Origin of the sequence: Alkalibacter saccharofermentans DSM 14828 (genome assembly GCF_900128885.1) — a bacterium.
Lineage (GTDB): Bacteria > Bacillota > Clostridia > Eubacteriales > Alkalibacteraceae > Alkalibacter > Alkalibacter saccharofermentans.
In genome coordinates, this window is sequence record NZ_FQTU01000002.1 from 119,813 (window position 1) to 146,207 (window position 26,395).

The following is a 26,395-nucleotide window of genomic DNA, read 5'->3' on the forward strand; positions in this document are numbered from 1 at the left end:
TTTATACCTTTATATATAACAGAATCCATGGAATAAAGCAAATGCATGAATTTTGTATACAGGTCCGTTGACATTAAATCTTAAGTTGCTATAAAATGAAGGCAGTAAAGCGTGAGATATTCCAAAAATATATGAGTGAATATACAGATCCAGAGGAACTTGCAGGATGTCTTGAGGTTTTGCTATCCACAGGCTATATTAATAAAGATAACCCACTGGTGCTAAGTTTTGAGGTCAAGCCATTTGGAGATGAAGATCCAGACATAGTAATAGCAAATGCAAAACGAACACTTAATGATGCCTGGATAAAGGTTAAATAGGTAACAAAGCTTCATTTTTCTTGTGATTAGTGAGATAATGATGTAGATTGATTATTGCAGTCTTCGAGGAGATGATTGAAACTGGATTTTTACAATGTTTTTGTATCCATCACAACTTTATTTGCTATAGGAGCTATTGGTTATCATATAAGGAAAAAAGGTTTGCTCAGCGAAGGGGCGGCGGGGAACTTCCCCAAGTTCATTACTGATATCACTTTGCCCTGCCTTATCATATCCTCTATGCAGCTTACATATACTCGGGACCGGATACAGGAGATGGGTGCGCTGATGGTTATAGCTGTAGTGGCTTTTTTGGTGCAGCTTGTATTTTCACTTTTTATTCCCTTTATTCTTGGTTTGGGAGAGGACGGAGATAAAGGTGTCTATCAGTTCATGATCATGTTTCAAAATGCAGGTTTCATAGGATATCCTGTATTGGTCACAATATTTGGTCTTGAGGCTGTTTTTTATGGAGCAATCTACAACATTCCATTTCGCATATTAATCATGACCCTGGGCGTGAGCATGATGGAAAATGAGAAAAGGGTGTTTAGCATCAAAGACATGTTTACTCCCGGGATAATTGCAACACTAGTGGGACTTGCACTTTTTTTCACACAATACAAGCTGCCGGTGATTATAGACGATCCCATAAATATGATTGGAAGCCTGACTACGCCTCTTGCGATGATATATATCGGGGCATCCATGACCGAGGTGAAGTTCGGTCGAATGGTCGCCAACAAGCGGATTTATATGATTTCGTTTATAAGGCTGCTGGCGATACCGATGGTCATACTTTTGGCCATAAGCGGATTTGTGGAAAATGAAATGATAAGGGGAGTGCCTGTGGTCATACACGCCATGCCCGTGGCCACTCTTTGCACGATATTTGCCAAAGAATACAACAATAACGTAGACCTTGCTTCGTCCGGGGTCTTTATGACGACCTTGCTATCGATGGTTACGATACCTTTGATTGTAACCGCATTACTGATGGTATGAGGTCGAATACAGGAGGATATTTTAAGCTATGAATTTTTACAACGTATTTTTATCCATATTTACCTTGTTTGCAATAGGAATAACAGGGTACGTTACAAGAAAGATAAATCTTATAGGGAAGGAAATGGCAGACAACATTCCCAAGTTCATCACCCACGTCACCATGCCCGCTTTAATAATTTCTTCCATGCAGCTTCCGTTTTCATGGGACAGGCTTGGAGACGTAGGAGGGATACTTTTAATTGCTATTCCTGCCTATGGGCTGCAGTTTTTAGTCGCCGGCATAATACCTTGGATATTGGGAGTGCGAAAAAGCTGGGACAAGGGCGTATACCAGTTCATGATGATATTTTCAAATGCCGCATTCATGGGATTTCCGGTACTGATGTCCATTTTCGGACAAGAGTCTATATTTTATGCCGCATTGTTCAATTTGCCATTTAATGCCCTGGTATTTACTGTGGGCGTTTATCTCATGGAAAAGGGAAAGAGCAAATTCAAGCTGAAAAGCCTGTTGTCGCCGGCCTTGGTGGGAACTGTGATAGGATTTATGCTGTTCATATTTTCTGTGGAAATTCCAGAGATAGCATTAAAGCCCCTGAGCTTGGTGGGAGATCTTACTACTCCATTATCTATGATATTCATAGGTTCATCCTTGGCCACGGTTAATTTTAAAAATATATTTTCAAACAGGAATCTGTATATCGTGAGCCTTTTCAGGTTGGTGATCATGCCTGTAGTGCTTTTGTTTGCGCTGAAAAACCATGTTTCAAACGAACTGCTTTTAGGGATTCCGGTAATCATAACAGCAATGCCTGTGGCGGCTCTTTGCGCCATATTGGCAAAAACCTATGAAAACAACGTGGACCTGGCTTCTGAAGGCACTTTTATGACTACGTTTTTTTCACTTTTTACCATACCTTTGGTCGTATGGATATTTACCTTGGTGGTATAGAGGAGGCTTATAGATGAAGATAGGAATAATAGGAGCTATGGAATCAGAAATTGTAATGCTCAAGGGGAAAATGAAAATCGCAACAAAAAAGACGGTGGCTAGCTTGGAGTTTTACGAAGGAACTCTCAACGAGAGATCTATCGTGCTTGTTAAATCGGGCATTGGAAAAGTGAATGCAGCAATGTGCGCACAAATACTTATAGATGTATTTAATGTTGAGGCGATAATAAATAGCGGAGTAGCAGGTGCATTGCATCCGGATCTAGATGTGGGAGATATAGTCATTGGGACAGAGGTGATGCAGCACGATATAGATGCATCCATTTTTGGAGATCCAAGAGGGGTCATTCCTGGAATGGATGTGAGCATATTTAAAACGGATAGAAGGTTTCTGGATGCATGTGACACTATAAAGGGGAGCTCTCGCCTTTACAAAGGGAGGATCCTTACAGGAGACCAGGCCATAGGAGACAGCGCTACAAAAGAATATTTGCAATCTGCATTTAATGGTTGGTGCGTCGAAATGGAGGGAGGAGCCATAGCCCATGTCTGTCATTTGAATAAGATCCCTTTTATGGTGATAAGGGCAATATCAGACAAGGCTAATGAAGATGTGGAGCTTGATTATAGTTCCTTCATGGCAGAATCTGCAAAAAAATCCTGTGTCATTTTGGAAAAAATGCTTTTAGCAATGTAAGTTGGAGGAAATAAAATGGAATACCGGCCGACCTGGTGTGAAATCAATTTGGACAATTTAATAGAAAATTATAATAATATTCAAAAACACGTTGGAGAAAGCGTTGCTGTTATGCCTGTGGTCAAAGCTGATTCTTACGGTCATGGTGCTGTTGAATGTGCCAGAGCCCTTTGCGAAAACGGGGCAAAAATGTTGGGAGTTGCATTTGACGACGAGGGGATACAGCTTAGAAAGAGCGGAATAGACGTACCCATACTGATAATGGGATACACTCCAATAGACCATTTAGCAAAAATCCTCAAGTGGGGGTTGATTCCCACTGTCTATCAAGTCGATTTTGCCAAAAAGCTTTCTATAAGAGCTGAAAAAAAAGTCAAGATCCATATAAAGCTGGATACGGGCATGGGCAGGTTGGGATTTAGGCAAGAAGAAAGCGTCAGCTCTATTATGGAGATTTCTCAAATGAAAAACATAGAAATAGAAGGCATATTTTCTCATTTTGCAGTTTCGGACGAGAAGGATAAAAGATATTCCTACAGCCAAATGAAAATATTCGATGAAACCGTAACAGAGCTTGAAAAAAGGGGTTTAAGGATTCCTTTAAAGCATATGGCAAACAGTGGAGGGATCATCGATCTAAAAGACAGCCATTACGACATGGTTCGCCCCGGAATCACTCTTTATGGAATGTATCCTTCGGATGAAGTCGACTGCGAAGCAATGACTGTCAAGCCGGTAAAGGAGTTTTACACGCGGATATCTCACATCAAACACATCAACGCCGGAGATAGCGTTAGCTACGGTAGAAGATATGTTGCAGATAGCGGTAGGCTCATAGCCACGCTTCCGGTAGGTTATGCTGATGGTTACAGCAGATTATTGACGAATAAAGCCCAAGTGAAAATTGGAGAGCATAGGTACCCGATAATCGGAACTGTATGCATGGATCAGATAATAATTGATATAACGGGCTCAAAAGGCATCAAGGTTGGAGATAAGGTCTTGTTGTATGGCAAAGGCCTACCAATTGAGGAAATAGCCACTCACATGGGGACTATTAATTATGAAATTAGCTGCATGACTAAGGAAAGAGTACCAAAGGTGTATATAAAAAATGGTTTGCCCTTTAAGGTTATCAGCACAATTGTCGAACAGGAATAAGTAGGTCACATTTAATTTTATTAGACGGACAATATAAGAATAATACAGTGATATTTTATGCGACAACCTGGTAATTAGACTAGGTTGTTTGTTTTGTGTGTGGCAGTATAGGGTCTTGTTTGTTATATTAAAGTCTTGAAAAGTCAAGAAAACCTTGAGAATACAGGACATTGTATACAATATCAGACTGTGAAAAGAATCTCAGGCTCTATAGAAATATATGTCAAAAAAATAACGTTTTGAGCAAAAGTTTAAAGTTGAGTACGTTTACAAAGTGTTATACTATATCCGTTGAGAACTTTGTATGGTATAATGACGTTGGATTTTGGATAAAGGGGAGCTTGCAATGATGAGTAGATTCAAATCCGTTAAAAGTGAAGTTAAAGATTATATAGGGATAACTTTTGGGACTATGATAATGGCGCTTGGGTTCAACTCTTTGAGCATACCAAATAAGATAGCTCCCGGAGGATTCAGTGGTCTGGCTACGGTATTGTATCACGTGACAGGTTACCCTGTCGGATTAGTTACTTTGGTATTTACCATTCCCCTGTTCTTTATAGCTTTTAGAATTTTAGGTGGAAGGTTTGGAGTCAAGACCTTTTTCGGTACAGTGCTTTTTTCAATCAACGTAGACGTAATAATGCGTACTCCTGTATTTACCAATGATATATTTCTCGCATCTGTTTTTGGAGGAGTCGTTTTAGGACTGGGAATAGGCGTTGTATTCAAATTTGGAGGAACTACGGGCGGAACTGATTTACTTGCATCCATAATGCATAAATATTTCAGAGGGATATCCGTAGGAACCTGGCTGATGCTCATCGACTTCATGGTGGTGATAACGGCTGGAGTTGCCTTTAAGAATATGGAAATATCACTTTATTCCACGCTGACGCTATACTTGTCGATGAAGATGATAGATTTGATTCAGGAAGGTATAAGCTATGCGAAGGCATTCTATATAATAAGCCGAAATTCCGATGAAATCGGTAAAGCTATCATAGCTGAGCTTGATAGAGGCGTGACCATGCTTAGTGGCCGGGGAGGATATACCGGTGAAGACAAAGAAGTAGTTTTTTGTATTGTCCACCGAGCCCAAGTGTTTCAGATGAAAGATATTGTTAAGAAAATAGATCCAAATGCATTTGTCATTTTGGCCGATGTCTATGAAGTTCTAGGCGAAGGCTTTAAAAAAATAGAAAACTAACAGGAGGTATGAAAATGGCTGATTTAAAGGTTGTTGCCAACAACATCAGGCAAAGCATTATCAAGCAGATTTCCAATGCAAAATCCGGGCACCCGGGAGGATCGTTGTCAGGGGTGGAAATTATGTCCCTGCTATACTTTGAGGTAATGAACAATGACCCCAAAGATCCTAAAAATCCTGACAGAGACAGATTTGTCATGTCTAAAGGACACGCTTCACCATTATTGTATGCAACATTGGCGGAGAGAGGGTACTTTGACAAAGACGAGTTGATGACATTTAGAAAAATAAACAGCAAGCTACAAGGACATCCTGACATGAAAAACGTGCCTGGGGTAGATATGAGTACCGGTTCTTTAGGACAAGGTCTGTCTACTGCGATTGGCATGGCTATGGCTGCAAGACTTGATAAAAAAGACTATAAGGTTTACGCTTTGGTAGGTGACGGAGAGCTGCAGGAAGGCATGATTTGGGAAGCTGTTATGGCTGCCGGACACTATTATGTAGATAACCTGGTTGCCTTTGTTGACTACAACGGTTTGCAAATCGACGGAAAAATCTGCGATGTAATGGGACCTGAGCCTATAGACAAGAAATTTGAAGCTTTCAACTGGAACGTTGTGATGGTTGAAGATGGCCATGATTTAGATGAGCTTAGAGAAGCTTTGAAGAAAACAGCATTTGGCAAACCGACTGCAATAATATGCAAAACCGTAAAAGGAAAAGGCGTATCATTTATGGAAGACCAGGCGGGCTGGCACGGTTCTGCTCCTAATGCAGACCAAACAGCGCAAGCTTTAAAAGAATTAGAAGAGTTGGGAGGTACACTGTAATGGCGGATATGATAGCAACTAGAGCAGCCTATGGAAACACACTTGCTGAATTGGGCAAGGAAAATGAAAATATAGTCGTACTGGATGCGGACCTTTCCAAATCTACAAATACAGCAACTTTTGGAAAAGAATTTCCTAAAAGACACTTCAACTGCGGAATTGCTGAGCAGAACATGATGGGAATAGCTGCAGGATTTGCTACTACAGGAAAGATTCCATTCGCATCAACTTTTGCGATGTTCGGAGCGGGAAGAGCTTTTGAAGTTATTAGAAACTCTATAGCATATCCAAAACTAAATGTTAAAATAGCTTTGACTCACTCAGGACTTACTGTGGGAGAAGACGGAGCAACTCACCAGTCTGTGGAAGATCTTTCTTTGATGAGATCAATTCCGAACATGGTCGTGCTTTGCCCGGCAGATGGTGTCGAGACTAAAAAAATGGTGGAAGCTGCCGCAGCGTACAATGGACCTGTGTACTTAAGACTAGGCAGACCAAATCTTCCTATTTTGTTCGATGAGAGCTATGAGTTTGAAATCGGAAAAGCTGCACAGCTTAAAGAAGGAAGCGACGTAACTATTATTGCTACAGGCATAATGACTTCAACTGCGATTGAAGCTCAAAAAACTCTTGAAGCAGAAGGCATTTCAGCTAGAATATTAAACATGGGCACGATCAAGCCTCTTGACGAAGAAGCTGTAGTCAAAGCCGCTAAGGAGACTAAAGCTATCGTCACAGCGGAAGAGCACAGCATAATCGGAGGACTCGGTTCTGCAGTAGCAGAAGTGCTTGTTAAAAAAGAATACGCGCCACTTGAGATGGTGGGCATAAACGATACTTTCGGAGAGTCTGGAACGCCAGATGAACTCTTGGAAAAGTACGGACTTACTGCTAAAGACATCGTGGCAGCTGCCAAAAAGGCAATCGCAAGAAAATAAATTCAAATGAAGCCCTGAAGATATCCATATTTTCAGGGCATTTCTTTTTTTCATTACCTCTTTACTTTTATCCCTGGATAATGTAGAATATAACGGTTTGATTGTTGAATAAATGAGTAGTTAAACCGATAAAAATCAAGATTTCATTGAAGGTAAGTTAAATAAAATATATAATGAATACTATAGTAATAAGAGCAATAATAATTTAAATATATCTGGAGGATAATTGATGAGTACAAAGTATGTATTTGTTACCGGTGGGGTTGTGTCCTCTCTGGGAAAAGGTATTACCGCGGCATCTTTGGGAAGGCTTTTAAAGGATAGAGGCATGAAAGTGGCAATCCAAAAATTTGACCCTTACATAAACTACGATCCGGGCACAATGAGCCCATACCAACACGGAGAAGTATTCGTCACAGATGACGGTGCGGAGACTGATTTGGATCTAGGCCACTACGAAAGATTCATCGACACCAACCTGTCTCAAGACAGCAACGTAACCACTGGTAAGATATACTGGTCTGTAATCTCAAAAGAGAGAAGGGGAGACTACCTGGGAGGTACGGTTCAGGTTATTCCTCATATCACAAATGAGATTAAGGAAAGTGTATTGCGGGTAGGGCAGAATGCATCTTCTGATGTGGTCATCACTGAAATCGGCGGAACAGTTGGAGATATAGAGAGTCTGCCTTTTCTTGAGGCGATAAGACAGCTGCAAAATGATTTGGGACATAAGAACGTGATATTCGTACACGTTACATTGCTTCCATATCTCAGCATGGCAGGAGAACTTAAGACCAAGCCTACGCAGCACTCTGTTAAAGAGCTCAGAAGCCTGGGAATTCAGCCAGATGTAATCATCTTAAGATCGGAAAAGGATGTAAATACATCCATAAAGGAAAAGATAAGCCTATTTTGTAATGTAGAATCAAAAGCGGTAATTCAAAATACCGATGCATCAGAACTATATGAAGTGCCTCTCCTTCTTGAAAAGGAAGGATTGGCGGAGTTGGTTTGCGAAAAACTGTCGATTACCTGCAATGCTCCGGATCTTTCAGATTGGACAGCAATGGTGGAAAAATCAAAAAGCCTAAAAGGAAAAGTAAAAATCGCCTTGGTAGGCAAATATGTTGAGCTGCACGATGCATATCTTTCAGTAGCAGAGGCTTTGAAGCACGGTGGGATTGCAAATGACTGCGATGTTGAAATCAAGTGGGTTCATTCCGAGGATGTAACTGAAGACAATGCAGAAAAAGTATTCAGCGACGTTAAGGGGATAATCATACCTGGCGGCTTTGGAGAGCGTGGGATAGAAGGGAAAATCGCTGCGGCGAGATACGCAAGGATTAAGAAGGTTCCATACCTAGGTCTTTGTCTGGGGCTTCAGATTGCGGTAATTGAGTTTGCTCGAAACGTAGCCGGGCTAAAGGGAGCAAACAGCGCTGAGCTTGATCCAAATACCCCATATCCAGTTATAGACCTTATGCACGAGCAAAAGGACATTGACAACAAAGGAGGCACCATGCGCCTGGGTCTTTATCCTTGCAAGCTTAAGGAAGGGACAAAAGCTTACGAAGCATACGGAACAGAAATGATAGATGAAAGACACAGACACCGATATGAAGTCAGCAACAGGTTTAGAGAAACCCTTGAAGAAAAAGGCTTGGTGATAAGCGGCATATCACCGGATAGAGTTCTAGTGGAGATGGTGGAGATTGAGAATCACCCATGGTTTGTGGCAACGCAAGCCCATCCTGAATTTAAATCCAGACCTAATAAAGCCCATCCTCTTTTCAGGGATTTTGTTGGAGCGACTCTAAAATAATATGAAATGTGATTTTAATCCCGTCGATATGTTAATTGTCGACGGGATTTTTGTGGATAAATAAAAGTTTTCCACATGAGTTGCCAACAAAAACCCATAGAGATGTGGATAAAGAGGTGCGAAACTGTGGACAGTGTGGATAAGTATGAGATTTTGAATAAAACTACCCACAGACAAACAGGATGTTGTATTTAACAATCTTTTAGGCACAAGAGTTGTTCACAAGGTGTTATGAACAGGTTAACCACAGATTGTGGATAAGTTAAATGTGAAAAAAACGTCTATTGACACGGGTAGATTATTTATTATATCATTATAGCGTGTCTAAATTTATTAATTTATATCATGTTACATTTCTCGTAATTATCGCAAATATTGCTTATAAAAATTCTTGAAAATCAAAATTCCAAATAAATTCAATAAAAATTCAATAGGAGGTGTTTGCTTGAGCCAGGTGGATTTAGAAAGCATGACCGTATTAGAATTGCGGCAAAAGGCAAAAGAAGCAGGACTTAAAAATTACACGAAGCTTAAGAAGGAAGAGCTCGTTGAGCTTCTCGCAGAAACGGAATCGAGTAAAAAAGGCGACTCAAATGAAAATGTATCAACAACAGCCCAGGTTGAGGAAAAAAATGGGGGGAAGTATGCTCGACTGAAGGATCCTGTGGATTCTGCCTTTGAACTTTCCGGAACATTACAGATACTTCCTGAAGGGTTCGGATTTCTCAAAAATGACGATATGAAGTCTCCTGAAGAATACGTTTACGTTTCAGCATCCCAGATTCAGAAATTCAAGCTGAGATCCGGCAATGAAATTAAAGGTAAGGTTAGAAGCCCTAGAGAAGGGGAGAAGTATTTTGCCATGCTATTTGTAGAAAGTGTCAATGGCAGAAGTACAAGTGAGATCATGAAAGAAGAAGAAGATCTCATGAACAACCCCGAAAAGAAGGATATGAGCAAATACGGAAAGTCTCAGACGGGAATCTTGGAAGTTTTGAGTGATGGATTCGGATTCTTAAGGACAAATAACTACCTTTCCGGAGACAATGATATATACGTATCACCATCCCAGATACGGCGATTTAGGCTTAGAACGGGTGACAAGATAATGGGAAAAATCAGAACGCCTAATGAAGGGGAAAAATTTGATGCCCTCTTGTATGTAGAAACTGTTAACGGGGACATCCCTGAGAAGGTAGTAAACAGACCTAACTTTGAAAGGCTTACGCCCGTATTTCCTGATGAACGAATTAAGCTTGAAACAGGGAAATTCCCGGTGTCTACCAGAATTATCGATCTATTTGCGCCCGTTGGAAAAGGCCAAAGGGGCATGATAGCCGCAGCCCCCAAGGCGGGCAAGACGATATTGCTAAAGGAGATAGCCAACGCTATTAAAAAGAACAACCCTGAAGTTGAACTTATAGTGCTATTAATCGACGAGAGGCCGGAAGAGGTTACAGACATACAGAGATCTGTCCAAGCGGATGTAGTCTACTCCACCTTTGATCAGCTTCCAGCCAACCATATAAAGGTTGCTGAAATAGTATTGGAACGGGGAAAAAGACTCGTTGAGCAAGGAAAAGACGTTGTGATACTGATGGACAGCATTACTAGATTTGCCAGAGGAAACAACCTTGTTGTTCCCCCGTCAGGAAGGACTCTTTCAGGAGGTTTGGATCCGGAAGCCTTGTACCTCCCAAAGAAGTTTTTCGGAGCGGCTAGAAATATTGAAGAGGGCGGAAGCTTGACTATTTTAGCGACGGCACTAATCGATACCGGCAGCAGAATGGACGATATGGTTTTTGAAGAATTCAAAGGTACCGGTAACATGGAGCTGCACCTTGACAGAAGCTTGACGGAAAAGAGAATCTTCCCGGCAATAGATATATATAAGTCGGGAACGAGGCGGGAGGACAAGCTTTTGTCAGATGAGGAAATGAAGTTCGTCATTAGCATAAGAAGGGCATTTTCTAATCACGCATCTGCGGATATTGCTGAAAAGCTGATAGAAACAATGAGCAGAACCAACAGCAATCAAGAATTCATTCAATTATTTGTAAAAAAACATAATCTGTAAAATTTATGATATAAAGATGCATTGACATTTGGAAATATTAAAAGTATAATGATATAAATTTATCTTGGAGGAAACATCATGTCAAAACAGGTTTTTAACGCACAAAAACTTGATAACGCTTTTTATTTTTACGGATTTGGCTGGAGCTATTATTATGGCTTTGGTTATTTTAACGTACAAAAAAATAAGTGTTAAAAGGCATGGAGTGCCCTTGTGAGAATAAATGGAAATTAATGTATTGAAATTAAGGAGACTCGATGAGGGTCTCTTTTTTTATTACTATGAAGGAGGGAAAAGAAATGATAGTTGTGGTAAGAGCGGATGCTCCGCAAAGTGAAGTAGAAAAGTTAAAGGAAAATTTGATAAAGAGAGGTATGGAGATCAATTTTTCTAAAGGAGTGGATCATATAGTCATGGGGCTCATAGGAGACACTAGGTCAGTTGATTTGGATAGCATTGCGTCAAATGAAATAGTAGAAAAGGTTCTGAGGGTTCAAGAACCTTATAAGAAGGCAAACAGATTGTTTCACCCTGAAGACAGCGTCTTCGAAGTCGACGGAAGAAAAATTGGCGGAAGCGCATTCAGCGTAATTGCAGGACCATGCTCGGTGGAAAGCGAGGAACAGGTGATAAGCGTAGCAAAAAGCGTAAAAGCCTCGGGAGCAAGCTTCTTAAGAGGAGGAGCTTTCAAGCCCAGAACGTCTCCCTACAGTTTTCAAGGAATGGGACTTGACGGATTGGAACTTTTAAAACTGGCAAGAAAAGAGACAGGGCTTCCCATTGTATCAGAGATAATGTCTACAGACGTACTCGATGCTTTTGTAGAAGACGTGGATATAATCCAAGTCGGCGCCAGAAGCATGCAAAACTTCGTCCTTCTTAAGGAGCTTGGAAAGTGCAACAAGCCTGTAATGATTAAAAGAGGACTTGCGGCAACTATCGAAGAGTGGATCATGTCCGCTGAGTACGTAATGAAAGAAGGAAATGACAGAGTTATACTTTGCGAACGTGGAATAAGAACCTTTGAAACATTTACCAGAAATACTCTGGATTTAAGCGCTATTCCAGCTGTGAAGAAAAAAAGCCACCTGCCGGTATTTGTTGACCCAAGCCACTCCACGGGGATGTGGTGGATGGTGGAGCCTATGGCCAAAGCTGCATTGGCTGCGGGAGCGGACGGCCTTATGATCGAAGTGCACAACTCCCCTGAGGATGCTTTGTGTGACGGGGCCCAGTCTCTAAAGCCTGAAAAATTCGACCAGCTCATGAAAGTTTTGAAAAAGTACGCACAAATCGAAGGGAAGGTCATTGGTTAAATGGAAGAAATCGACTTTAAAAACAAGAAAGTTCTGATAGTCGGGCTTGGACTCATGGGAAGCGCATATGCTGCAAGCTTTAGAAACATCGGGTTTGAAACCATATATGCCTTGGACCGAAATAACGAAGTGCTAAAAAAGGCTGAAAGTGAAAAGCTTATAGACAAAGGATACCAAAATGCTTCGGATATACTGCCAAGTTGCGATCTTGTGGTTGTATGTCTTTATCTACATGATGCTTTGGACTTTATAAAGAAGAATATGAACAACTTTAAATCAAATTCAGTCATAACCGATATCGTGGGGCTGAAGCGAAAAATGGTAGAAAATCTCGATGGAATATTGAGGGATGATGTGGATTTCATACCTGGCCATCCTATGGCAGGAAGGGAAAAGAACAAGGAGGGATTTACTTCCGCCAAGATATTTGAGGGAAAAAACTACATATTGACTCCAACAGATAAAAACAAGCCCGAAAATCTGGATATGATGCGCAGCTTGATATCCAAAATGGGCTTCGGAAGATTGATAGAAACAGATCCTGATACTCATGATGAAAAAATTGCATTCACAAGTCAGCTATGCCATATAATAGCCGCATCAATGGTGGATATCAGCGAAGATTCCAAGGTCACTCAATTTGAAGGAGGAAGCTTTCAGGATATGACAAGAATCGCAATGATCAATTCTGACATGTGGGCAGAACTGTTCATTGCAAACAAGGACAAACTTGTAGATACTTTGGATGAGTTCACAGAAAGCATCAGCTATTTTAGAAAATGTATAGAGGATGAAAACTTTGACCATATTAAGAGCAGGTTCGATTTTATAGGAAAGAAAAGAGAAGAAATGGGCAAGTAGGTTGTTTCAACTCTGGTTATGGGCTAAAATTAGATTATGCGGGGTGATTAGGATGTCAAAAACACATATTGCATTAAAGGGCGTGGAGTTTTTGGTTAAATATAAACGTAGATCGGATATTTTAGTAGTGTCGGACAAAGGCGAGGTGGAAGTAACTGTCCCAAAGAACATGCCCATTTCCACGGTAGAGACATTTTTAGAAGACAATTTCGATTTTGTGTTAAAATATAAACAGAAAGATTTGTTCGCTGCCCTGGGAGGAAGTATTCTTTTTAATGGAAAGGAATATCTTTTGGAGACTGTGCTTCATGAAGATGCTCATGAAAGCTTGAATTTTGACGGCAATCGCTTTATATTTGAAAACAAGACAGAAAATCAGGTTACCATCAGAAGGCTGACAATCGATTTTTTAAAGGAAAATACACTTGAGATGGTAACGGCTAGAATTCAACGCTACAAAAATCTTGTTGGAGTAAACCCGGGAGAAATAAAGGTGGAGAAGATGTTCGGCAGGTGGGCTGCTTGTTCAAATTTCGGCAACATGAAATTTCACTGGAAATGCGCCATGCTGCCTGACGACATACTGGATTACGTGGTAGTTCACGAGCTGTGCCACCTTATCCATTTGAACCATGGTCCGGAATACTGGCAGAAGGTCGAAAGCGTGATGCCTGATTATCATGGGAAGAAAGAATGGCTAGAAAAAGAAGGACTGCAAATCATGATGAATAAACAATAAATATTCGGAGGCAAAAAAGTGAAAAGAAAAAAACTGATACTGATATTGATTGTCGCATTGATACTTTCCGTTTTTACAGCTGGATGTGGACAAAGAGACCTTATAGAAGATGAAAAGACGGTCACCATGGGACTTTTGGCAGGTCCTACCGGTATGGGAGCGGCAAAGCTAATGGATGAGGGGCTGGATCTTGGAGAGAACGCAAAGCTTGAGTTTAAGATCTATACAGCTCCGGACCAAATAAGCGCCGATATTATAAACGGCAGCTTGGATATTGCGGCTATGCCTACTAATCTTGCAGCAGTTTTATACAACAGGACTGAAGGTGGGGTGCTGATGGGAGCTGTAAATACCTTGGGAACGCTATACATTTTGTCGGGTGAAGAGACGCAGATAGATTCTATCTCCGATCTTTTAGGCAAAACCATCTATTCATCAGGTCAAGGTGCTACTCCGGAGTATATATTAAGATATATTTTAGATAATAATGGCTTAAATCCAGACGAGGATGTAAACATAAGGTTTTATCAGGAGCATGCAGAGGCGGCGACTCAGTTTTCACAAGACAAGGGAAATGTCGTTGTTTTACCGGAACCATTCGTCACATCTACCCTTATGAACATGGATGGGGTAAAAACAGTGCTGGACTTGACAGTAGAGTGGGAGAAGGCTACGCAAGGGAAAAGCCTGCCAATGGGCTGTATTTCAATAAGAAAGGAATTTGCCCTTGAATATCCGGAAGCCTTATCCTATATACTTGAAAAATACGAGGAATCCATTGATTATGTTAATCAGAATCCTGTACAGGCTGCCGCACTGATAGTGGAGCAGGGGATACTTCCACAGGAAAAAATAGCAGAAAACGCTATTGGCGGAAGCAATATAGTATATATTAAGGCAACTGAAGCGAGGGAAAGCTTGGAAGCTTATTATAAAATCTTGTTTGAATTCAACCCGGGATCAGTCGGAGGTGCGTTGCCGGATGATGAATTCTATTACTCAGAGTAAAATGAGCAAGCAAATCAGGACTATCTTGGTTATTGGATTCTATTTATTGATATGGGAATTTGGAGCTGCAAGGGTTTCAAGCAGCTTGATTCTGCCCTCGCCGAGGGAGACTATAAAGACCTTGTTGGAGCTTATGCCCAAGGAGGTTTTTCGTTTGGCTGTGGGAACGACAGTGGCGAGGATAATCGCTGGGGTAGGACTGTCCATGGGCGCAGGCATTGTATTAGGAGTCGCAAGCTCTCTCAATAGGAAGCTATTATATCTTATCGAGCCGCTGATTGGTCTTGTCAAGGCGATACCCGTGGTGTCAGTCAGCATCCTAATCCTACTTTGGTTTGATGAGAACCTTGCTCCTGTGGCGGTTTGTTTTTTGCTTTGTTTTCCGCCTATATGGTCTAATACCTTCGAAGGTATGAGCACGGTTGACTCGAAGAAGCTAGAAATGGCAAAGGTTTACCAAGTGGACATGCTGAGCGTTTTGAGAAATATATATTTGCCTCACTTAAGCCCATATATACTCTCCGGGCTATCCATATCAATAGGATTAGGATGGAAGAGCACGGTAACTGCGGAGCTGTTATCCTCTGCCCCTTATGCCATGGGAAGGATGATTTACAACTCAAAAATATATCTTGAGACCACAGAGCTCTTTGCCTGGACTGCGACGGTTATCATACTGAGCATTTTGATGGAGAAGGGAGTCAAAGGTCTTATAGAAAAAAGAAGCAAGATGGTGGGATATGGATATAGAAATTAAAGGGTTGGTTAAGAAATATGATGGAGAGACGATTTTTAACGGAATAAACATATATATAAAAAAAGGACTTATAACCGTGATTTCCGGAGCATCAGGAATTGGAAAGACTACTGTTTTAAATATTTTATCAGGAATCGACTCTGAATTCGAAGGCCTGGTCTGCGGCGTGGACAAAAGCAGGGTCGCGTACGTATTTCAGGAGCCTAGGCTTCTTGACCACTTGACGGTGTCTGAGAATATTAGGTTTGTGCTGGATAAAAAGATGAATGGACGGGAGATCGATGATGTGATTTCTAAGGTACTTGAATCTGTTGAGCTGAAGAAACAAAAAGATTTTTATCCGGCTCAACTAAGTGGCGGCATGAAGCAAAGGGTTTCTATTGCCAGGGCATTTGCCTATCCAGGTGATTTGATTTTAATGGATGAGCCTTTTAGTGGAATCGATGAAAAACTGAAAAGGCAGATGATGGATGACATAAAAAAACTTCAAAGGAAGCAGGGCAAAACGATAGTATTTGTAACACACAACATGGCTGAAGCAGACTATCTCGGAGATGAACACTATATTATAGAAGGAAAACCTTCAGAGATCATCAAAATAAAGTGATTTTGTAGGAACATAAACACAATAAGCAACACTTATGGAGGCGAATAATGCTTATAGATACACACGCTCATCTGGATGATGAAGCATATGAGGGTAATTTAAATGAAGTAATAGAAAACTTCAAAAAAGAGGGAGGAAAGCTGATAATAAATCCTTCCTATGATAGAACATCCGCTGAAAAAGCATTGATGATTTCTAGGGAATTTGAAGTAGTGTATGCAGCGCTTGGAATCCATCCCCATGATGCTCAGATGGCAGATGAAGAGTTTTACGATTTCATAATACAAAACTCAGATTATGAAAAGGTAGTTGCTGTAGGTGAAATTGGGTTGGATTATTACTACGACAATTCGCCAAGGGTGATTCAGCGAGAGGTTTTTAAAAGGCAGATGGAGATTGCCGTTAAAAAAGAGCTGCCCGTAATAATTCACTCAAGAGATGCCCACCTGGATACATACAATATTTTAGAGTCCTTTAAAGGTAAGGTCAGAGGCGTAATGCATAGCTACTCAGGAAGCTGGGAGATGGCAAAGAGGTACCTGGATTTGGGATATTATATATCCCTCTCAGGACCATTGACATTTAAAAACTCTCGAAAGCTTCCGGAGGTTGCCGCCAACACCCCATTGGACAGAATACTGGTTGAAACGGACAGTCCTTATCTTACGCCGGTTCCCTACAGAGGCAGGACAAACAATCCCAGCTACGTAAGATATGTTGCAGAAAAAATTGCGGATATAAAAGAGATTACCTTCGAAAAGCTAATGGAGCATGTTGAAATAAATACATTTGAAGTGTTCGAAAAGATAAAGAGATGAGCTGAAAATTCAGCTCATTTTTTAATTGCTAAAGATATCGTTTTCTCTTGAGATGTAAACGTAAAGCTTTTCGAAAATGTCAATAGCAAAACCCTCATAAATATATACAAAGTGTAAATAATGAGTAACTAAATAGTAACAAGTTTGACAAAAAAGTTTTTTTGGGGTATGATGTCTCATATTTGACGGGAGTGTGCGTCAAATGCTTGTTATATGCAGGCAAGGTTCAAATTTTTAGGAGGTAAAAAATGAATGTTAACTTAAAGAGATTGAAGGAGGCATGGTCAGGCGGCCGTAATCTTTTGATCATCGCATTGCTAACTTTGGCAATGTCAGCAGCATTTATCGTCTTCCAAACAACTGAAAGATTGGCAACAATAGTAGACGGAGAAAAAACTATCGAATATACATTCAGAGGAGAAAAAAGCGTAAAAGATGCGCTTTTGGAAAATGAAATCAGTTTGGGGGAGATGGATGAGATTTCTCAACCATTGACCGACACCTTGGAAAACGGACAGGAGATCAGAATCAGCAGAGCAAAGGAGATAACCGTAACTGCAGATGGAAAGGAATATGTATTCTTTACCGCCCAGCGGCAAGTGGACAAGATAATAAGCCAACTGGGGCTAAGGTTGGAAAATCTGGACATGGTATACCCAAATCCAGAGGATGAGATCGACGAGAAATTCAGCGGGGAAATAAAGATTACTCGGGTAGTGGAAGAAGTCGTAACAGAAGAACAACCGGTTAAATACAGCAAAGTAACTAGAAACAATCAAACTTTAGATAAGGGCGTAGTAAATACCGTCCAAAAAGGAAAAGACGGACTAAGAAGCATTACGGAAAAGGTGGTCTATCACGATGGAGAAGAATATAGCAGAACCGTTGTTGAAGAAAAAATGGAAAAAGAGCCTGTTGAAGAGATTCAGGAGGTAGGAACTAACGTATATATTGCCACTTCAAGGGGACAGACCCGATTTGACCAGACGTTGTATGTAGTTGCAACAGCATATTGTTCCTGCTCACAGTGCACCGGTCCGGGAAACGGAACTGTCACGGCAAGCGGGGCAAGGACTAGAGCAAATCATACCATTGCAGCATCCACTCAGTTTTCCTTCGGCACAGAATTTTACATACCCCATTTCAGAGGAAATTCCAACAGAGGGATTTTCGTGGTTGAAGACCGGGGCGGAGCCATAAAAGGGAACAGGATAGACATATACTTCAACACTCATGAAGAAGCCATAAGATTCGGAAGAAGGACTTTGAAGGTCTATGTACTGGATTGATAATAAATAAAAAAATAATTGAACCTAAAAAAGCCGACTAAAGAATGTCGGCTTTTTTCATGCGTATATCTTCTCCAAAAAATTCAAGGAAATGAAAATTTCCAATGACTCTTGAGGCCAGTCTGGTTGAATAGCGTTTTTCAAGCTGATTAACTGAAAGGTTCGTAGAAATAATCATTTTTTTGTTGTCCTTTAAACGCTTGTTGATGAGGGTAAAAAGCTCGTTATTGGCAAATTCGGTGAGGGTTTCGGTGCCCAAGTCGTCTATGATCAAAAGATCACAGGTATAAAGATAGCTTGCGGGGTGATTTTGATATGCTTCAGGATTGGATGAAAACTTGCTTCTCCTTACGATATCCATGATTTCAGAAGCGGTCTGGTATATAACCACGTAACCTTTATCAAGAAGCTCCTTGGCGATACAGTGTGATAAAAATGTCTTTCCCAACCCGGGATCGCCAAAAAAGTAAAGGTTGAGACTTTCCTCGCCAAAATTTTTTACGAAGTCGATGCTTTCAAGAAGGATCTTTTCCATCTGAAGCTTCGGAGAAACAGGATATGGTCCTTTGTCCCCCGAATAGTAATCCATTTTGAAGGTATCAAAATTTTCTTTGGAGAGAATGTTTTTAAGGTTGGACTGGTCGTAGTACTTTTCTATTAACAGGCTATTGAAGCAATTGCATCTTTTCCCTTCCACATATCCTTCATCCATGCAGACCTTGCATGCAGGCTTGTATTGGAGATAATCCTCCGGATATCCCTTGGATTGAAGAAGTGAGCGCTCGTCGTCTTTTAAGGAAGCTATCTCATTTTTAATATTTTCAAGATTCTTATGACTCTCACCGGGAATTGAGGACAAAGCTAGCTTGAGCCCCGCTCTGTTTATTCCGTCATGGAGAGACTTCAGCTGGGGCATGGCCTTGTATAGGTCGTCGATGCGCTGCTTGTGTATGCGCTTGCGCCGCAGTATCTTTTCGTTGAATTCTATCAGGGTGTCATTGTAAATAGGGTCTTTCATTTTTTATCACTCCACATTTTTTCTCGCAATTTTTTTTGTATCAGATCGTAATCGTATTTGGAATCCTTTTGATCTGGAGACTGCTTGGTGGCCGGTCTGTCATCTACAACTTGATCGGGGCTCGTGTAGCCTTTTTCATGCCAGCTTTTTAAAACCGTGTCGAGGTAACGAAAGTTTGGCTTGTTTAATCCTGTCATTTTTCTGCATCCTTCAAATATCATCTCAAGAGGCATCTTGTAATCATCAAGCCATTTGTCCATATATTCGGTTTCGGCCTTGGAGGGCTGGCGGTTGAAACCGAGAAAGTGCATTATCTTGTAATAATTGGCCCATTTCGTATTGGTAGAGTCGATGTGGGCCAATGCCTCGTCGTATGTCCTGATGCTTTTATCGTACCATGAAAGCGCGACCTTGTTCATATAGTTGAAGTCCTTCTTTTGCTTTCCGATACAGTACTCTACAAGAAGAGTTGCAAGCTCCGGGGTAAAGAACAAATCTTCCAGCCAGCTGTTTATTGTTTGAAGCTCCTTGGAGCTGAGCGGTCGTGCAAACATGTACTCCACCGCCTTGAACATCTCGCGGGTAAGATTTTTGCTTTTATCTTCTTCGGTTTTTTTGGATGGAAGCTTTTTCCCTTCCAGCATCAAGGATGCGATGTTAAAGTAGTTGATTCTGGTATTTTCCCCAGCTGGAGATTCCACCTGTACTATTCCCTCTGATTCCCAATATCTCCATGCTTTTATAACGTCGCTTTCAAGCAGATTGAGGCTTTTAGCGATGACCTTGTCGCTGATAGCAGACAGGCTGTTGCTTTGGCAATACTTTAGTCCAAGGAGATAGACTTTCACAAAATCCCCAGGAGCTTTTGGCATATAGTGATTTATGAAAATATTTTCAATCAGAGTTACTGAAAGATCGTCGTTGTTTCGAATCATCTCAAAATGGTTCAATTAACACACACCTTCTTAAAAAAAGTTATCTAAATCATTATACCATATAACTGAGAAATCTCGAGATGTTATAAACGAGGGGCATGGCTATCTTTTTGTGTTTTAAGTTGGATAAAAATATGATATAATGCATCCCAGTGAGAAAGATTTCAATTGAAGGGAAGTTAAACATGGATCGTTTGATTATAGAGGGCGGACATCCGCTCAATGGAGAAGTTACGATAGCAGGTGCAAAAAATGCGGCGTTGGGATTGATACCGGCGGTGATTTTGTCTGAAGGAGTATGCAGGCTTGAAAACCTGCCAAATATAAAAGACGTAAACAGATTCATTGACATATTGGGAAGAATGGGCGCCAAAGTGGAAAGAGAAAACGGGAATACCGTGATATTTGACACGGAAAACGTGGAAAAATTCGAGATGCTGGATGATGAAACAAAAAAAATGAGGGCTTCATATTACCTAATAGGTGCATTGTTGGGGAGATTTAAAAAAGTTGTCATTCCATTTCCAGGAGGCTGCAACATAGGAGTCAGGCCTATAGATCAGCACATCAAAGGATTCGAAGCTTTGGGGGCAAAGGTTAGCCTTGAACACGGGATAATCAGCGCAGAGGCTGATGAACTGATAGGAGCTCCGATTTATCTTGATGTAGTCAGCGTAGGAGCCACCATAAATATCATGTTGGCTGCGGTTAAAGCCAAAGGGGTAACGGTGCTTGAAAATGCTGCAAAGGAACCCCATGTAGTCGACGTTGCAAACTTTTTGAACTTGATGGGAGCGAACATAAAAGGCGCTGGAACAGATGTTATAAAAATCACCGGTGTACAAAAGATGCACGGTTGTGAATACATGGTAATACCGGATCAGATTGAGGCAGGCACTTATATGATAGCTGCAGCTGCCACAAAGGGAGACGTTTTGGTCAAGAATGTGATACCAAAACACTTGGAGTCCATTTCGGCGAAATTGATGGAAATGGGAGCTGAGATTATAGAGCATGATGATGCGGTAAGAGTGATAGGCAAGGAACCTCTAAAAGCTGTAAACATAAAGACTTTACCCTACCCAGGTTTTCCTACGGACTTGCAACAACCGATGGCTGTGCTTATGTGCATGGCGGAAGGCACAGGGACCATTACGGAGAGTATCTTTGAAAACAGGTTCAAGTACGTAGACGAGCTTATCAAAATGGGAGCTGAGATACTTGTAAACGGACGAGCAGCCATGATAAATGGAAGAAAAAAACTCTCAGGGACCACTCTAAGCGCTACTGACCTCAGAGCTGGAGCGGCAATGGTAATTGCAGGCCTGGTTGCGGACGGCAAAACTGAGGTGACGGAGCTTAAGCACTTGGACAGAGGATATGAGAATATGGAAAGAAAGCTTCTTGATTTGGGAGCTAATATCATTAGAATAAGAGACTGAAGGCAGGCCCCGGATTAAGGGGCCTGTTTTAAGCTTTGTTTAAGAAAATTTGTCTATGATGAAAGGACAGAATCCTGTGCTGTCGAAAATTCGTCATAAGAGGATATTGGAGGCAAGAGGATGAAATTTTGCAGTTTATACAGCGGAAGCAGCGGCAACAGCCTTTACGTTGAAGGAAGCCACGGAAGAGTCCTGATAGATGCCGGACTAAGCGGGATAAAAATATCTACCGCTTTAAAACAGATAGAATCCGACATCAATACGATCAAAGGCATCCTAGTGTCCCACGACCATTCAGACCATGTCAAGGGAATAGGCGTGCTGTCAAGAAAATACGACATCCCCCTTTACATGAACGAAGGCACTTGGAATGCAGTCAAAGATCAGATAGGAAAGGTCAAAGATGACAACATAAGGTTGTTTGAAAATGAAAAGCCGATTGAAATTGAAGATCTGATAATCAAAGCCTTTTCAATTCATCACGATGCTGCCGACCCGGTGGGCTTTTCAATAAGCTCAAACAAAACCAAGGTGAGCATAGTCACAGATACTGGGATGATGGATGAATATATTTACGAGAGCATTAAGGGGAGCGATCTGGTTGTAATGGAATCAAACCATGATGTGAACATGCTCATGGCAGGAAGATATCCATATTTTCTTAAAAAAAGAGTGGCAGGAGACAAGGGGCACTTGTCTAATGAATGTGCTGCCGATACCGTGGTGAAACTCGCCGTTGAAGGCTTGGAAAAGGTGGTTCTTGCCCATTTGAGCGAGGAGAACAATTTTCCTCAGCTGGCAATGGAAACCACCAACAACAAGCTTCGGGAGCACAAGCTTGATGATTGCGTCTGTGTAGAGGTAGCCTGCAGATTTTCTCCAGGAAATATCTACAATTTATAATCAGAGGTGAAATGCAATGGATAGAGAAGAAGATAAACTCGGCATCAACAATGAAGAAGAAAGCCATTACGAATACCAAAATGATTTAAAACCGTTGAAAAAAGAAAAAAACGATAAATCGTGCCTTAAGTACTTTGCTGCAGGACTTGCGGGAGCCGTGGTAGGGAGTGTAATCATGGGGTATATCGCCTTGTCTTATTTGGATCTAAATACAAATAACCAAGGAAACTTCATAGGCAACCAAGGAAACGTGCAGCAGATAATAAATACCCAGGACAATCCACCAACTACCGTAGAGGCTGTGGCGGAACTTGTCACGCCTACAGTGGTAGGAATCACTACGGTGGAAATTGCTCAAAACAGGTTCTATCAGCAATTCGAGCAGACGGGAATAGGATCTGGAGTAATAGTGACACAAGATGGATACATACTTACAAACCAGCACGTGGTCACAGACAATCCAAGAAGCATAACGGTATCCCTAAAAGACGGAACGTCCTATGAAGGAACGAAAATTTGGGCAGATGCTGACCTTGATCTTGCGGTAATTAAAATAGAAGCAAACAATCTTCCCACTGCAGCCTTGGGAGATTCAGATGATTTGAAGGTTGGAGAGCTGGCGGTGGCAATTGGGAACCCCTTGGGTCTTACTTTTGAAAGGACGGTGACCTCGGGGATTATAAGCGCTCTTAACAGAAGCATAATGATAAGTCCATCGAGCATTGCTGAGGACCTTATTCAAACGGATGCTTCCATAAACAGCGGCAACAGCGGAGGGCCTCTGTTAAATAGAAACGGAGAAGTAATAGGCATAAATACGTACAAAATCGACACCGGAGAAGGCATGGGTTTTGCGATACCTATCAATGTAGCCAAACCTATAATCAATCAGATAATTAGAAATGGAGAGTTTAATCCCACTGTGATGGGGATAAGCTGTTTGGACAGGGAAATCGTGCGTTACTTTGGAAACAGTGACATAACCTTGAAAAGGGGCATACTGATCATGGAGGTACAGCAGGGTTCCGGAGCCGCTAGAGCAGGACTTTTGGAAAATGACATCATAATCCAGATCGACGGACAAGAAGTTAACACCATGCTCAAACTCCGAGAAATACTCTATGCCAAACAACCGGGGCAGTTCGTAGAGGTTGTTTATGAACGAAAGGGACAAACCCACACTGTAAGCGTGGAACTCTCGGCAGAGATAGCGAATTAATAGATTGCGTGATATGAAGAGCCCCCGAAGGGGCTCTTTGTCTTGACAAAGGCTGGTTGCAGGAATATACTTTACTTATTAAAATGACTTAGTGGTCATGAGGTAGGGGAATCATATGCCAAAAGAAACCTTTTACAACTTATCTGAAGAAAAAAGGATGAAGATATATCAGGCTGCCCTGGATGAGTTTTCTTCTCATCCATATAAGCAGTCAAGCGTCAATAGGATCGTCCAGAAATCCGGGATAGCTAAAGGCAGTTTCTATCAGTATTTTGAAGACAAAAAAGATTTATACAAATATCTAATAGATGAAATCTATAAAAGAAAAATCAGCTATCTGACGCCTGCGTTGAAAAACCCATTTGAAATGAATTTTTTTGAACTCTTGCGGGACATATACTCCAGCGGAATTAAGTTTGCCAAAGAGAATCCTCAACTTGCAAAGATAGGATATTATATGCTTAACGATTCGGGCAAGGAAATATATAATGAAGTGCTGGACGAAAAAAAGGGAGACGGCATGGCAATTTACAAAACCATGTTGGAACTCGGGATGAAACGTGGAGACATAAGGGATGATGTGAACCTCGATATGGCAGCCTATTTTTTATTTCAGCTGGGAAACTCCATATCAAATGATTTTATGGAGTTTTTCGATACAGGAGAGCAAGATCAAGTCTTCAACCTGGTGGACGGCATGATTGACATGCTCAAATCGGGCATCGAAAACAGGTGATATTTATAAAAAACCAGATCCCGTGGAATAAAACGGGATTTTGTGTCGTTAGGATGCTTGTAAGATGCATTGCGATAGGTTAGAATTATAAGAGCAATTTTTATATGAAGGAGCGTAATCATGGCAAAGGGCAAAAAAAGAAAATCGCATCAAAGAATAAACACAAATAATGCGAGCACATCGAAAAACAAAGGACAAGACAAGTATAAGAAAGAAAAATACAAAGAGGCAAAAAGCTTGATGTTCAGGAACCCATACCTTTGGCTAACCCCTCTTTGCGGATTATACTTTTTAAAGGAGTACAATCCGGCTTTTGCCTGGTTCGGCGCGTTGGGTGCTTTGGGTTTTTACAAAAATTCAAATCCCTTGTTTCGCAAATTGTTTTACCTCAGCTTTTTAAGCATATTGGGCATTGTAGGATTACTAATCCGATAAGGAGTGTTTAGATGATTGAAATTATACCTATTAAAGATATGGAATACGGACAGAGCATAATCACCTTTTTAATGATAAAAAACGTTGATTTGAAGAAGGCGAAAAACGATTCCCTGTATCTTGATATGATGCTTGGAGACACTGAAGGAATCGAAGCCAGTGCAAAGCTTTGGAATGCAGATCCCCAGATGACTTCCTTTAAGAGCGGTGAAGTAGTTGCAGTAGATGCCCTTGTACAGAAATTCAACGGCAGGTTGCAGCTGAGAGTCAACAAAATCAGAAGGCTAAAGGAAGACGATGAGGTGAGGATTGAAGACTTCGTTGAGTCTGCCCCCCAGGCTCCGGAAGAGATGTTCGCTTATCTGGAAAAAGCAATAGAGAGCTTTGAAAACAGTGACATTAAAAGAATAACGGGACATCTTCTGGAGAAAAAAAGAGAAAAGCTGACATATTATCCTGCAGCAAAAACCCACCATCATGCGATAAAGTCAGGGCTTTTATACCATATTGTCACGATGCTTAAAATTGCACAGAAAATCTCGCCTGTATATGATTTTATAAATGAGGATCTATTATATGCGGGAGTCATCCTTCACGATCTATCAAAAGTGGACGAGATGGATTCTACAGAGCTGGGCATAGTTGACGACTACACCAAGGAGGGAAAGCTCCTGGGACATATCATTCAGGGAATCAAGGAGATAGACCAGGCGGCGTCAACGCTTGGAATCGATGAAGAGGTCAAGCTGTTGCTGGAGCATATGATATTAGCTCATCACTACCATCCAGAGTACGGAAGTCCCAAAAAACCACTGATTCCCGAAGCGGAGCTGTTGCATTACATCGATCTTATCGACGCTAGGATGTATGCCATGGGCAAAGTCCTTAAGGATGCTGAAAAGGGAAGCTTTGCAGATAAGAGCATGACGCTGGAAGGAAGGCACATGTACAAAAGCGATTTATAACCTCGAGCCCCCAGACGATTTGGTTGATCAGATGGGAACAGAGCATAGCGATGATAAAAAATGTATTGACATAGCTTGAGTATAGGTTTATAATTATTTCTAATATGGAATAATAAAAATGCGATGACGAAGAGAAAAATACCATAGTTTTTGACCCAGAGAGCCGGTGGTTGGTGAAAACCGGTGTCAAGGCGGTATGCAATACTCACTTTCGAGCACTTTGACTGAAAAAAGCTGATTTTAGTAGGTTGAAGCGGAATCCACCGATAAAGGGATAAGGATTGGGCAGATTTTGCAGATCCGACAACGAGACAGCGACTTAGGCT

General features: G+C 41.2%; 26 protein-coding genes and 1 other annotated feature (1 of these 27 only partly in view). Of the genes, 24 read left to right on the forward strand and 2 right to left on the reverse strand.

What is annotated here, in order from left to right; genetic code table 11:
* Window positions 1-95 precede the first annotated feature (95 nt).
* From BUB93_RS11455 to BUB93_RS02490, 18 genes are all read left to right on the forward strand, one after another.
* On the forward strand, window positions 96-320 hold the full coding sequence (locus BUB93_RS11455) for a hypothetical protein (RefSeq protein ID WP_073269477.1): 225 nt from the start codon (window positions 96-98) through the stop codon (window positions 318-320).
* 75 nt (window positions 321-395) lie between these two features.
* Window positions 396-1,325, forward strand: coding sequence for an AEC family transporter (locus tag BUB93_RS02410; RefSeq protein WP_073269478.1), 930 nt, complete (start codon window positions 396-398; stop codon window positions 1,323-1,325).
* Between the two features lie 28 nt (window positions 1,326-1,353).
* Entirely contained in the window at window positions 1,354-2,280 is a 927-nt protein-coding gene (locus BUB93_RS02415; RefSeq protein WP_073269479.1) for an AEC family transporter, read from the forward strand.
* A 13-nt stretch (window positions 2,281-2,293) separates the two neighbouring features.
* The gene (locus tag BUB93_RS02420; protein ID WP_073269480.1) at window positions 2,294-2,977 is read left to right on the forward strand and encodes a 5'-methylthioadenosine/adenosylhomocysteine nucleosidase; all 684 of its coding nucleotides are present in this window, start codon (window positions 2,294-2,296) and stop codon (window positions 2,975-2,977) included.
* A gap of 15 nt (window positions 2,978-2,992) precedes the next feature.
* Window positions 2,993-4,138, forward strand: a complete 1,146-nt coding sequence (gene alr, locus BUB93_RS02425; protein WP_073269481.1) for an alanine racemase — start codon at window positions 2,993-2,995, stop codon at window positions 4,136-4,138.
* Between the two features lie 346 nt (window positions 4,139-4,484).
* Window positions 4,485-5,348 carry a YitT family protein gene (locus tag BUB93_RS02430; RefSeq protein ID WP_073269482.1) on the forward strand — a complete coding sequence of 288 codons (864 nt, stop codon included), beginning with the start codon at window positions 4,485-4,487 and terminating at the stop codon, window positions 5,346-5,348.
* A gap of 14 nt (window positions 5,349-5,362) precedes the next feature.
* Window positions 5,363-6,181, forward strand: a complete 819-nt coding sequence (locus BUB93_RS02435; protein WP_423230798.1) for a transketolase — start codon at window positions 5,363-5,365, stop codon at window positions 6,179-6,181.
* Entirely contained in the window at window positions 6,181-7,119 is a 939-nt protein-coding gene (locus BUB93_RS02440; RefSeq protein ID WP_073269484.1) for a transketolase family protein, read from the forward strand. The genes BUB93_RS02435 and BUB93_RS02440 overlap by 1 nt, the downstream gene beginning before the upstream one ends.
* Before the next feature lie 229 nt (window positions 7,120-7,348).
* Window positions 7,349-8,944 (forward strand): CTP synthase, encoded by a 1,596-nt coding sequence (locus BUB93_RS02445; RefSeq protein ID WP_073269485.1) that lies wholly within the window; start codon window positions 7,349-7,351, stop codon window positions 8,942-8,944.
* Between the two features lie 469 nt (window positions 8,945-9,413).
* Window positions 9,414-11,021 carry a transcription termination factor Rho gene (rho, locus tag BUB93_RS02450; protein WP_084116875.1) on the forward strand — a complete coding sequence of 536 codons (1,608 nt, stop codon included), beginning with the start codon at window positions 9,414-9,416 and terminating at the stop codon, window positions 11,019-11,021.
* Between the two features lie 299 nt (window positions 11,022-11,320).
* Window positions 11,321-12,337: a 3-deoxy-7-phosphoheptulonate synthase gene (gene aroF, locus BUB93_RS02455; protein WP_073269590.1), complete on the forward strand. Its 1,017-nt coding sequence runs from the start codon at window positions 11,321-11,323 to the stop codon at window positions 12,335-12,337.
* Window positions 12,338-13,198 (forward strand): prephenate dehydrogenase, encoded by an 861-nt coding sequence (locus tag BUB93_RS02460; RefSeq protein ID WP_073269487.1) that lies wholly within the window; start codon window positions 12,338-12,340, stop codon window positions 13,196-13,198.
* A gap of 52 nt (window positions 13,199-13,250) precedes the next feature.
* Window positions 13,251-13,937: a M48 family metallopeptidase gene (locus BUB93_RS02465; RefSeq protein ID WP_073269488.1), complete on the forward strand. Its 687-nt coding sequence runs from the start codon at window positions 13,251-13,253 to the stop codon at window positions 13,935-13,937.
* A gap of 18 nt (window positions 13,938-13,955) precedes the next feature.
* Window positions 13,956-14,945: an ABC transporter substrate-binding protein gene (locus BUB93_RS02470; protein ID WP_073269489.1), complete on the forward strand. Its 990-nt coding sequence runs from the start codon at window positions 13,956-13,958 to the stop codon at window positions 14,943-14,945.
* Complete coding sequence (locus tag BUB93_RS02475) at window positions 14,920-15,702, forward strand: ABC transporter permease (protein WP_084116853.1); 783 nt, start codon at window positions 14,920-14,922, stop codon at window positions 15,700-15,702. Before BUB93_RS02470 ends, BUB93_RS02475 begins: the two co-directional genes overlap by 26 nt.
* Window positions 15,686-16,309 carry an ATP-binding cassette domain-containing protein gene (locus BUB93_RS02480; RefSeq protein WP_073269490.1) on the forward strand — a complete coding sequence of 208 codons (624 nt, stop codon included), beginning with the start codon at window positions 15,686-15,688 and terminating at the stop codon, window positions 16,307-16,309. The genes BUB93_RS02475 and BUB93_RS02480 overlap by 17 nt, the downstream gene beginning before the upstream one ends.
* Before the next feature lie 47 nt (window positions 16,310-16,356).
* The gene (locus BUB93_RS02485; RefSeq protein ID WP_073269491.1) at window positions 16,357-17,127 is read left to right on the forward strand and encodes a TatD family hydrolase; all 771 of its coding nucleotides are present in this window, start codon (window positions 16,357-16,359) and stop codon (window positions 17,125-17,127) included.
* 248 nt (window positions 17,128-17,375) lie between these two features.
* Window positions 17,376-18,416 carry a G5 domain-containing protein gene (locus BUB93_RS02490; protein WP_073269492.1) on the forward strand — a complete coding sequence of 347 codons (1,041 nt, stop codon included), beginning with the start codon at window positions 17,376-17,378 and terminating at the stop codon, window positions 18,414-18,416.
* A 37-nt stretch (window positions 18,417-18,453) separates the two neighbouring features.
* Here BUB93_RS02490 and BUB93_RS02495 read toward each other — a convergent pair whose 3' ends face one another.
* Both BUB93_RS02495 and BUB93_RS02500 read right to left on the reverse strand, forming a co-directional pair.
* Window positions 18,454-19,434 (reverse strand): ATP-binding protein, encoded by a 981-nt coding sequence (locus BUB93_RS02495; RefSeq protein ID WP_073269493.1) that lies wholly within the window; start codon window positions 19,432-19,434, stop codon window positions 18,454-18,456.
* Window positions 19,431-20,384 (reverse strand): DnaD domain protein, encoded by a 954-nt coding sequence (locus tag BUB93_RS02500; RefSeq protein ID WP_073269494.1) that lies wholly within the window; start codon window positions 20,382-20,384, stop codon window positions 19,431-19,433. The genes BUB93_RS02495 and BUB93_RS02500 overlap by 4 nt, the downstream gene beginning before the upstream one ends.
* Before the next feature lie 170 nt (window positions 20,385-20,554).
* On the opposite strand from BUB93_RS02500, the gene BUB93_RS02505 reads away from it, so the two are divergent.
* The 6 genes from BUB93_RS02505 (at window position 20,555) to BUB93_RS02530 (ending at window position 26,069) form a co-directional block, all read left to right on the forward strand.
* Window positions 20,555-21,811 carry a UDP-N-acetylglucosamine 1-carboxyvinyltransferase gene (locus tag BUB93_RS02505; RefSeq protein WP_073269495.1) on the forward strand — a complete coding sequence of 419 codons (1,257 nt, stop codon included), beginning with the start codon at window positions 20,555-20,557 and terminating at the stop codon, window positions 21,809-21,811.
* A gap of 120 nt (window positions 21,812-21,931) precedes the next feature.
* Entirely contained in the window at window positions 21,932-22,714 is a 783-nt protein-coding gene (locus BUB93_RS02510) for an MBL fold metallo-hydrolase (protein ID WP_073269496.1), read from the forward strand.
* 16 nt (window positions 22,715-22,730) lie between these two features.
* Entirely contained in the window at window positions 22,731-23,933 is a 1,203-nt protein-coding gene (locus tag BUB93_RS02515; RefSeq protein ID WP_084116855.1) for a S1C family serine protease, read from the forward strand.
* A gap of 115 nt (window positions 23,934-24,048) precedes the next feature.
* On the forward strand, window positions 24,049-24,669 hold the full coding sequence (locus BUB93_RS02520) for a TetR/AcrR family transcriptional regulator (protein WP_073269497.1): 621 nt from the start codon (window positions 24,049-24,051) through the stop codon (window positions 24,667-24,669).
* Between the two features lie 120 nt (window positions 24,670-24,789).
* Window positions 24,790-25,104 (forward strand): hypothetical protein, encoded by a 315-nt coding sequence (locus BUB93_RS02525; RefSeq protein ID WP_073269498.1) that lies wholly within the window; start codon window positions 24,790-24,792, stop codon window positions 25,102-25,104.
* A gap of 11 nt (window positions 25,105-25,115) precedes the next feature.
* Window positions 25,116-26,069, forward strand: coding sequence for a 3'-5' exoribonuclease YhaM family protein (locus tag BUB93_RS02530; protein ID WP_143159044.1), 954 nt, complete (start codon window positions 25,116-25,118; stop codon window positions 26,067-26,069).
* Between the two features lie 114 nt (window positions 26,070-26,183).
* Window positions 26,184-26,395: a binding site (T-box leader), on the forward strand; it runs 44 nt beyond the window's last position.